Below are 8,663 nucleotides of genomic sequence, written 5' to 3'. Positions count from 1 at the left end.
CGAAGGAGCCCGGTGAGCAGAGCTGGCGGGGCAGCCTCAGCGCCGATGGGGAGGGTGGCTATCGGCTCACGACCGCCACCGACTGCTGGCCCGTGATCACCCTGGAGCCGGCCCTGCACCGCTGGCTCGAGGACCTCGACGGGGCCAGGACGGTGACCGTGGTGGGGTGCTGCAACCCCTGGGGCCCCTGGCTGCGGATCTCGCGCCTCGACGGCTGACCCCGGAGGCCAGGGCGCTCGAGGCGCCCTGGGGCTGAGGCTGCCTCAGGCCGTCGCCACCAGCTGGAGCTGGTCGCGGAGGGGGTCGACCCGGTGCACCCGCACCAGCAGGGCCGTGCCGGGTTCCGAGCCGCCCGGACATTGGGCCGCCAGGTCCATGGCCAGCTCGTCGACATGGACCAGACCGAGGCCGTCCTGGGGGCGAAGCCAGCGCAGGAACTGGGCCATCCACTGGCCAGAACGATGGGCCTCGAACCACACCTGCTGCCAGTGGCGCTGGTCTTCGCGGCTGATCTGGATGCCCTGGCGGATGGGCCCCTCCAGTTCGGTCAACAGGGCCTGCACCGCCTCGGCCTCGAGGGGCCGGCCGGCCTGCTGTTGCGCGAGGAGCTGACGCTGCACCAGCAGGTCTCCATAGCGGCGGATCGGCGAGGTGGCCTGCACGTAGGCCGGCAGCCCCAGGCTGAAGTGGGGGCTGGGGGTCGCTCCGGTGTGTCCGCGGCTGAGGCAACGCTTCAGGGCGGCATGGCGCACCGGCCCGGGGGGGAGGGCATCGAGTTCGGCCCCAGGCGGCAGCGTCGCCGGCAGCTGGCTCCTGTAGGGCAGGGCCAGCCCATGCTCCATGCCGTGGGCCGCCACGACCGACCCCGCCAGGACCATGGCCTCGGCCACCATCAGCCGCGAAGCACTGGGTTCGGTGATCTCCAGCACGGGCTCGCCGGCCTGAACCCGGATGCGTCCCTCGGGTTGGTCCATCAGCAGGGCCCCGCGCGCCACCCGCCAGTCGCGACGGCGGCCGAGCAGCCGGTGCAGATCGCTGAGATCCCGTTCCTGGGGAGGGGCCAGCTCGATCAGCTCGTCGGCGTCCTCGTAGGAGAGGCGGTAGGTGGGGCGCACCCAGCTGCGCACCAGCCGGTAGGCGCTCACGGCACCTGCGGCATCGAGATCCACACCGACGCTCCAGGCGGCGCAGGTCTGGCCGGCCCGCAGGCTCAGCGGACCCAGGGCCAGGGCCTCGGGGAACATCGGCAGGATGCCGCTGGCCAGGTACAGGCTGCTGGCGCGGCGGCGGGCCTCCAGGTCGAGCGGAGAGCCGGCGGCCACGAGGCGCCCGGGGTCGGCCACGTGGATCCAGATCCGGAGATCCCCGGAGGGGAGACGCTCCAGCGCCAGGCCGTCATCGATGTCACGGGTATCGGCATCGTCGATGGTCACGCAGCGCTGGAGCAGCAGATCGACCCGCTGGTCATCGCCGGGCAGTGCGGAGCCGGCACGCTCGATCAGCTGCTGGGCTTCAGCCTCGAGCTCGGCACTGAAACCGGTCTCCCAGCAGGTGTCCTGCAGGGAGGGCAGATGGTGGGCCTGCCACTGACCCAGATCCACCAGCAGGTGGCGGATGGCGCCACTGTCGGCGGGGCAGTGGGCGGCCTGGAGGGCCCGGCGGAGCTCCACCGGCAGCTCCCCCACCCCCCGACCGGAGGCCCAGTCGATCAGCAGATCCAGGTCGGCCTGCTGCCGGGGATCCAGGCTGCTGCGCTCCAGGGGTTGTCGCCGTTGGAGGGCCTCCTGCCACTGCGACTGGCGGCGCTGCTGCAGGGCGATGCGGTGGCGGTCCTGGCGGAGCTGGCGAAGGTCGTGCGGGGCCCGGGCGGCGATGCCCTGATGCCGCGTCCGGAACAGCAGCTGGGAGCCATGCAGCCACAGCCAGCAGGAGGCCAGCACGACGGGATCGGTGCTGGACGCCACCAGCTCCACCCAGTCCGCCAGGCAGAGCTCCTGGTCCGCTTCGAGCAGAAGCAGCCAGGCGGCGGCGAAATCCCGGGGCCGGGGCTGGGCCTGCTGCAGGTCCTCGGCACTGAACAGCCAGGGGAAGACCCCCAGGCGCTCCGGTGCGGAGGCACCGGGGGGCAGGGGGCTGATGGGCTCGATGGCCCGCTGCGGAAGCTGCTGACGCCGGCCCTGAAAACCAACGCTCAGCTCCAGCCTGGATCCCTTGGGCTGCAGCACCACGGCGAGGTGGACGCCGCGGTCGTCACGGACGCCGACGAGATCCCCGGGATGGAGGGCAGCCTGGCTCAGGACGACGTCAGCCTTCGGGGTTCACGAACGGCAGCAGGGCCACGATCCGAGCACGCTTGACGGCATTGGTGAGATCGCGCTGCTGCTTGGCCGTCAGGCCGGTGAGACGACGGGGCAGGATCTTGCCGCGCTCGGTGATGAATTTCTTGAGCAGATCGACGTCCTTGTAGTCGATCGGGTCACCGGGCTTGATCGGCGAAAGGCGCTTCTTGAAGAAGGAACTGGACATGAAGGGGCAGGAAGGGAAGGAACGTGGAAGTTGCCGCTGCGATGGACCCGAACCCGAAGGGACGGGCGGGACGGCAGGTTCACTTGATCTCTTTGTGAACGGTCGCCTTGTTGCAGTGGGGGCAGAACTTCTTGAGTTCCAGCCGTTCGGTGGTGTTGCGGCGGTTCTTCTCGGTGGTGTAGCGGGACACACCAGGAGACCGCTTGGCGGGGTTGGACCGGCATTCGGTGCACTCGAGAGTGATCACGATCCGGACGCCCTTGTTCTTAGCCATGAAGGACGTTGCGCCGCGTGTGCGAAGCGAGATGACAACTTCGCACCTTACCTCCCGGAGGGACCGGACCCCGACCAATCTCTAGGATCCGCTCCTCGTGATGTGGTCGGCGGTCGATGCGGGTCTCGCTCCGGTGGTTGAGGGAGCTGGTGGGGGCCCCGGCCGCAGACTCCGCCTCGGCGGCGGCCGACGGGTTGTTCGGGCCTGAGTTCCGGGCGGAGGAGCTGGCGGAACGGCTGTCGATCGCCGGATTCGAGGTGGAGGCGATCGACGACCTCTCCGCCCAGGCCCGCGGGGTCGTCGTGGGCTACGTGGCGGAACGGGCCCCCCACCCCAACGCGGACAAACTGAGCGTCTGTCAGGTGGAGGTCGGCGGCGATCAGCGGCTGCAGATCGTCTGCGGCGCCGCGAATGTGCGTGCCGGCATTCACGTGCCCGTGGCCCTGGTCGGCACCACCCTCCCGGCGGTGCAGCTCACGATCAAACCGGCGGAACTTCGGGGGGTGGCCAGCAGCGGCATGATCTGCTCGCTCACGGAGCTCGGCCTCGGCGACAGCTCCGGCGGCATCGCCGTGCTGGACGATCTTCTTGACGAGGTCCCGGAGCTGGGGAGTCCCGTCGGTCCGAGCCTCGGCCTCGACGACACCATTCTGGAGCTGGCGATCACCGCCAACCGTCCCGATGGGCTCTCGATGCAGGGCATCGCCAGGGAGGTGGCCGCCCTGCTGGGTCTGGAGACCCGCTTCGAGGCGCCGCCGGAGGCCATCGACGCCAGGCCGCTGCCCGGCACCGCCGAGACCCGCCGGGCCATCGAGGAGGGCGGACTGTTCAGTCTCACGGCCCTCACGGGGCTGGCCGTGACGGCCTCACCGCTGTGGATCCAGCGCAGGCTGCAGAACGCCGGGGTTCGGCCGATCAACAGTGTGGTCGACATCACCAACCTGGTGATGCTGGAAACGGGGCAGCCCCTGCATGCCTTCGACCGCGACCGTCTGGCGAAGCTGGCTCCGGCCGCCGGCACGCCAGGTCCAGCCCGTCCCGAAGCCGATCCAGCCGCCGTCGGCCTCCGCCACGCCCTCGAGGGCGAGCGCCTCACGACCCTCGATGGCGAGGAGCGTGTGCTCGGCCCGGAGGCCCTCACGGTGACCTATGGGGATCGGCCGATCGCCCTGGCCGGACTGATGGGAGGAGCCGACGAGGCCGTGCAGGAGGCCACCACGGCCATCTGGCTGGAGGCTGCGGTCTTCGCCCCCCAGGCGGTGCGACGGTCGGCACGGAGTGTGGGGTTGCGCACCGAGGCCAGCAGCCGCTTCGAGAAGGGCCTGCCCCTGGAAGCCACGCTGGCCGCCAGCGACCGGGCCTGCCAGCTGCTGCAGCAGATCTGTGGGGGCCAGGTGGAGTCGCGCTGGCTGCATCGGCGTGAGGCGTGCGAGAGCGCTCCGCTGCACCTGCGCCGTGATGCGCTTCACAACCTGCTCGGACCGGTTGTGGTGGATGGTGAGGCCGACGATCTCGCTGACGAGCGGATCGAGCAGACCCTCGCGGCGATCGGCTGCAGCCTGGCGGCCGAACCGGAGGGCTGGGTGGTGCGGGTGCCGCCATCCCGGGCGATGGACCTGCGCCGGGAAGTGGATCTGATCGAGGAGGTGGCCCGCCTGGTGGGCTACGACCACTTCGCGAGCCACCTGCCCGATCCGATCGAACCCGGGGGGCTGCGGCCGGAGCAGCAGGCCGAACGCCGGCTGCGCCGGGGCCTCTGCGCCGCCGGGCTGCAGGAGGTCTGTTCCTACTCCCTGGTGAACGCCGACCCGGCTCGTCTTCCCCTGGCGAACCCCCTCCTGGCCGACTACGGCCACCTGCGGGACACGATCCACCAGGAGCTGCTGGAGGCGGCCCGTCGCAATCTCCAGGCAGGGCAGGCGGGGTTCTGGGCCTTTGAGATCGGGGCCGTGTTCAACCGGGAGGGCGGCCAGCGGGAACTGCTGGTCGGCGTGATCAGCGGTGAGCGACGGGCCGAGCGCTGGAGCAGCAGTGGCAAGCCCAGGCCACCAGGCTATTTCGAGGCGCGGGGATGCCTGGAGCAGGCTCTCGCCGGCCTCCAGATCGTCACCGAGGACCGGGTGCTCAGCGATCATCCCCTGCTCCATCCCGGCCGGGCGTCTCTGGTCGTGGTGGAGGGCCGTCCGGCGGGCTGGTTCGGCCAGCTCCATCCCGAACAGGCTGAGCAACAGGACCTCCCCGCGGCCACCTACGTGTTCCAGCTGGAGATGGCGGCCCTGGTGACGGCAGCCACGCGCCGGAACCGCTGGCAACCGAGCTTCAGCCCGTTCCCGACCGTGCCCGCGTCGGAACGCGATCTCGCCCTCGTGGTGCCGACCAGCACCCGGGCCGCCGACCTGCTGCAGGTGATGCGCAAGGCCGGCCGCCCCCTGCTGGAGCAGGTGGAGCTGATCGATCGCTACGAGGGAACCCAGGTCGGGGAGGGGCAGTGCAGCCAGGCCTTCCGCCTTCGCTACCGCGATCCCAGGCGCACCCTCACGGATGCCGATGTGGAGGAGGCCCACAGCCGCATCCGCCAGGCCCTGGAGCGGCAATTGGGGGTCCAGTTGCGCAGCTGAGCACAAAGAGGAAGCCCCGCCGCTCAGCCGGTGCGCCTCAGCACCGCCAGGGTCTCGATATGGCTGGTCTGGGGGAAGAAGTCGAGCGGCTGCACCGAAGCGATGGCATAGAGCCCCCCCTCGACCAGCTGGCCCAGATCCCTCGCCAGGGTCGCCGGATCACAGCTGAGGTACAGCAGGCTGGCGGGGGGGCACTGCCGGATCAGCCGGAGCACCGTCGGGTCGAGTCCCTTGCGGGGAGGATCGACCAGCAGAGCGTCACAGCCGGTGAGCCGGGCCTCGAGGATCTCGGCCACGTTGGCCGTCTCGAAACGGGCGCGGTCCGTCAGGGTGTTGATCTCGGCATTGATCCGGGCCAGGCGGATCGCCTCGGCGTTGCGTTCGATGCCGTGCACCGTCCAACCCGCTGCAGCCAGGGGGAGGCTGAAGGTGCCGATGCCGCAGTAGGCGTCCACCAGCACCCCCGGGGTCTCCGCGGCCAGGGCGGCCAGCAGCAGGGTCACCACCCGTTCCGCCTGGGTGGTGTGGACCTGGAAGAACGTGTCGGTGGCGATCCGCAGGTCCAGCCCACTGAAGCGCTCCATCAGCCAGCTGCGGCCTGCCACCAGCGTGGTCTGGGGCCCCATCAGGGTGTTGGTGGGTCGTGGCTGGAGGTTGAGGGTGACCCCCACCAGGGTGGGCCAGCGGTCCAGCCAGCGCTGCGCCCAGTCGGCGAGATCCGGGAACTCATCATGGCTGCTGATCAGGGTGAGCAGCACCTCTCCGGTGTGGTGGCCCACCCGAAGCGACAGATGACGGAGTCCGCCGCCATCGCGGAGATCACGGTCCACCGGCCAGCCGCTGATCTCCAGGTCCGCTTTCAGGGGGGCAATCAGCGCATCGAGGCGCGGATCCAGCACCGGACAGCGGTTCATGTTGACGATCCGGTGGGATCCGCGGCGGTAGTAGCCCGCCCGCAACGGGCCTTCAGGAAGCCGCTCCAGGGGGATGATCGCGCGGTTGCGATAGCCCAGAGGCTGCGGAGAGGCCAGGGTGGGGGCGACGATCGGATCCAGGTGGGCCAGGCGACGCAGCGTCTCCACGAGCCGGCTGCGCTTCCAGTCGGCCTGGGCAGGGTCGTCCAGATGCTGGAGGGAGCAACCACCGCAGTGGTCGGCCAGGATGCAGGGAGGTCGGCGCCGGTCAGCGGACGGCTCGAGAACGCGCTCCAGGACGGCCAGCCGCAGGCGATGGGCACGGCTGTGCAGCCGCACCGCGACCCGCTCACCGGGCAGGGCACCGGGGACGAAGCAGGCCTGGCCATCGAGGCGGCCCACGCCCTGCCCGTCATGGGAGAGACCATCAATGCGGAGCTCCACCCGTTCGTTCATCTGCAGCCTCTGCTCCCGAAGGGGACCCTAGGCTCTGCAAAGTGCCGTTACACCTTGTTCCTGGGCCAGGGGGGAGCCCGGCGAACTCGATACACTGACGCCTGCACGTGGTCGCAGCGATGAGCGTCGTTCGGGATCTGATCCTTCAGGCAGATGATCAGCTCCGCTATCCGAGCGGCGGCGAGCTGCGCTCGATGGTCGATTTCCTCAGCGGAGGGTCCCGGCGCCTTGCGGTGGTGCGGGTGCTCACCGACAACGAGAAAAAGATTGTCGATGAGGCCGCCAAGCAGCTCTTCGCCCGCAAGCCCGATTACGTCGCCCCGGGCGGCAACGCCTATGGCCAGAAGCAGCGGGCCCAGTGCCTGCGGGACTACAGCTGGTACCTGCGGCTGGTGACCTACGGGGTCCTGGCCGGCAGCACCGAGCTGATCCAGCAGATCGGGCTGGTCGGAGCCCGGGAGATGTACAACAGCCTGGGTGTGCCGATGCCGGGGATGGTCGAGGCGATGCGCAGCCTCAAGGAGGCCGCTCTCGCCTTGCTGAGCACGGAGGAGGCCAGCATGGCTGCCCCCTACTTCGACTTCCTCATCCAGGGGATGCAGACACCCACCTGATCCAGCTCGGAGGCTGCTGATCGCCGCAATCCGGCCAGCGGCCAGTCTATCCGTCTCATTCAAGACTCGCGCTGGCCGCATCCGTTGTCTCAACCGAGACAGCCGATGGGGCCACCACCAGTCAGCGCCTCAACCGACGAAATCGAGGCGTGAGGCTCCCAGTGTTTCCCTGCCAGCAAGAAGGGCGACCAGGTCATCACCCTTGTTGCCCTTGTGAAAAATCCCAAGGCCAACGTCGCCGGCACGCTTGGTCATCGCAAACCGATACTCCGACCGGGAGCCGTGCAGCACGACCTCGTCACCCTTTCGGAAGTCCTCGATGATCGCAAAGGTGACATCCTTGGCGCGTCGGCTGCTCTTGAGATAGAAACTTCCCTTTTTCGAGCCCAGCACGAAGTCATCCTTGCCACGGCGACCACGCAGCCATTCCCGCGAGATGCCCGTACCGACCATGCGATCGGCACGGCGGGTGCCGACGATCCGCAGCACGCCGGGCTGGCTGTCATCGATGGTTCCATCCCCGCGCAACTTGAGACCTGAGGACGTGCTGATCAGCCCGGTGGGCTGAGAATCATCGACTGTTCCATCACCCCGGAGTTTGACGGGTACACCGTCGATGATGACGATGTCGTCATCGCTCGATGACCCCGATGAGGAAGAACTGTCATCCGAGCTGGAAGAGTCATCCGAGCCCGAGGACGACGAGGAATCGTCATCCGAACCACGCCGCAGCAGGGTCGTGACATCGTCAGAGGCGGTACGTTCAGTCATGGTGGATTCCCTCGGACAGGTGTGGTCAGAGCGCTCAGGTGGTGACACCGATCAGCGGCCTGGAAGGCCCTCTGGCGAGCTCTGGGGCAATCGGCGCAGGGGGCCCGGGGCTCAAGCTCTGTCACGAGCGATCCAGGGGCCGCCAGGTGCAGAGGCGGTCATGGATCCAAGCCTAGACCCTCTCTAGGACCCTGGCTGGGCCACCGAAAGACCGCAAGCCCCAGGGCGACCCACGCGGCCACAAGCCAGGAGTCCCAGCTACGAGGCGCAGCTGGACACGGAGCACGACTCACCCGGGCCAGTTGAGACAGCGGATACGGCTGCACGAGGGGGCGGGGACGGAGCTCGGGAATGCTGCTGAGGCTTCGCCTCCTGGCGGACCCATCACCTCCGACCACGGAGGAGGCGAACCCACGCAAAAGGCGCGGAAGCCAAGAGCAAAATTGATCTTGCTGGTCTTGTCCAGGACTAGGTACTGGTCTCAGCCAGA

At 69.0% G+C, this 8,663-nt stretch carries 8 protein-coding genes; 3 read left to right on the top strand and 5 right to left on the bottom strand.

All coding sequences use genetic code 11. The annotated features are described in order from the left end of the window. On the top strand, window positions 1-218 hold a 218-nt coding region (locus tag ACLD7X_RS15390; RefSeq protein WP_411424546.1), incomplete at its 5' end, for a hypothetical protein. Window positions 219-263: 45 nt separating this feature from the next. On the opposite strand, the gene ACLD7X_RS15385 is transcribed toward ACLD7X_RS15390, so the two are convergent. The 3 genes from ACLD7X_RS15385 to rpmG form a co-directional block, all read right to left on the bottom strand. Then, window positions 264-2,228 carry a ribonuclease catalytic domain-containing protein gene (locus tag ACLD7X_RS15385; protein ID WP_411424545.1) on the bottom strand — a complete coding sequence of 655 codons (1,965 nt, stop codon included), beginning with the start codon at window positions 2,226-2,228 and terminating at the stop codon, window positions 264-266. Window positions 2,229-2,304: 76 nt separating this feature from the next. After that, window positions 2,305-2,526: a 30S ribosomal protein S18 gene (gene rpsR, locus ACLD7X_RS15380; protein ID WP_006041316.1), complete on the bottom strand. Its 222-nt coding sequence runs from the start codon at window positions 2,524-2,526 to the stop codon at window positions 2,305-2,307. Between the two features lie 79 nt (window positions 2,527-2,605). Then, window positions 2,606-2,800, bottom strand: coding sequence for a 50S ribosomal protein L33 (gene rpmG, locus ACLD7X_RS15375; protein WP_411424544.1), 195 nt, complete (start codon window positions 2,798-2,800; stop codon window positions 2,606-2,608). Between the two features lie 116 nt (window positions 2,801-2,916). Here rpmG and pheT point away from each other — a divergent pair, with 116 nt between their 5' ends. Further along, entirely contained in the window at window positions 2,917-5,418 is a 2,502-nt protein-coding gene (pheT, locus tag ACLD7X_RS15370) for a phenylalanine--tRNA ligase subunit beta (protein WP_411424543.1), read from the top strand. 23 nt (window positions 5,419-5,441) lie between these two features. Here the strand turns inward: pheT and rlmD are convergent, their stop codons facing one another. Next, window positions 5,442-6,788 (bottom strand): 23S rRNA (uracil(1939)-C(5))-methyltransferase RlmD, encoded by a 1,347-nt coding sequence (gene rlmD, locus ACLD7X_RS15365; RefSeq protein ID WP_411424542.1) that lies wholly within the window; start codon window positions 6,786-6,788, stop codon window positions 5,442-5,444. Window positions 6,789-6,907: 119 nt separating this feature from the next. On the opposite strand from rlmD, the gene ACLD7X_RS15360 reads away from it, so the two are divergent. Further along, window positions 6,908-7,402 carry an allophycocyanin gene (locus ACLD7X_RS15360; protein ID WP_411424541.1) on the top strand — a complete coding sequence of 165 codons (495 nt, stop codon included), beginning with the start codon at window positions 6,908-6,910 and terminating at the stop codon, window positions 7,400-7,402. Window positions 7,403-7,531: 129 nt separating this feature from the next. On the opposite strand, the gene ACLD7X_RS15355 is transcribed toward ACLD7X_RS15360, so the two are convergent. Then, the gene (locus tag ACLD7X_RS15355; protein ID WP_411424540.1) at window positions 7,532-8,173 is read right to left on the bottom strand and encodes a hypothetical protein; all 642 of its coding nucleotides are present in this window, start codon (window positions 8,171-8,173) and stop codon (window positions 7,532-7,534) included. Between the last annotated feature and the right edge of the window lie 490 nt (window positions 8,174-8,663).

The sequence above is a fragment of the Aphanothece microscopica RSMan92 genome (genome assembly GCF_046613545.2).
Classification (GTDB): Bacteria; Cyanobacteriota; Cyanobacteriia; order PCC-6307; family Cyanobiaceae; genus NIES-981.
This window is presented reverse-complemented; position numbering and strand designations above follow the sequence as displayed.

Bases quoted from the DNA above. Each gene is read 5' to 3' on its own strand.
- ACLD7X_RS15360 (WP_411424541.1), top strand. From the start codon at position 6,908: ATGAGCGTCGTTCGGGATCTGATCCTTCAGGCAGATGATCAGCTCCGC.
- rlmD (WP_411424542.1), bottom strand. From the start codon at position 6,788: ATGAACGAACGGGTGGAGCTCCGCATTGATGGTCTCTCCCATGACGGG.
- pheT (WP_411424543.1), top strand. From the start codon at position 2,917: ATGCGGGTCTCGCTCCGGTGGTTGAGGGAGCTGGTGGGGGCCCCGGCC.
- rpsR (WP_006041316.1), bottom strand. From the start codon at position 2,526: ATGTCCAGTTCCTTCTTCAAGAAGCGCCTTTCGCCGATCAAGCCCGGT.
- rpmG (WP_411424544.1), bottom strand. From the start codon at position 2,800: ATGGCTAAGAACAAGGGCGTCCGGATCGTGATCACTCTCGAGTGCACC.
- ACLD7X_RS15355 (WP_411424540.1), bottom strand. From the start codon at position 8,173: ATGACTGAACGTACCGCCTCTGACGATGTCACGACCCTGCTGCGGCGT.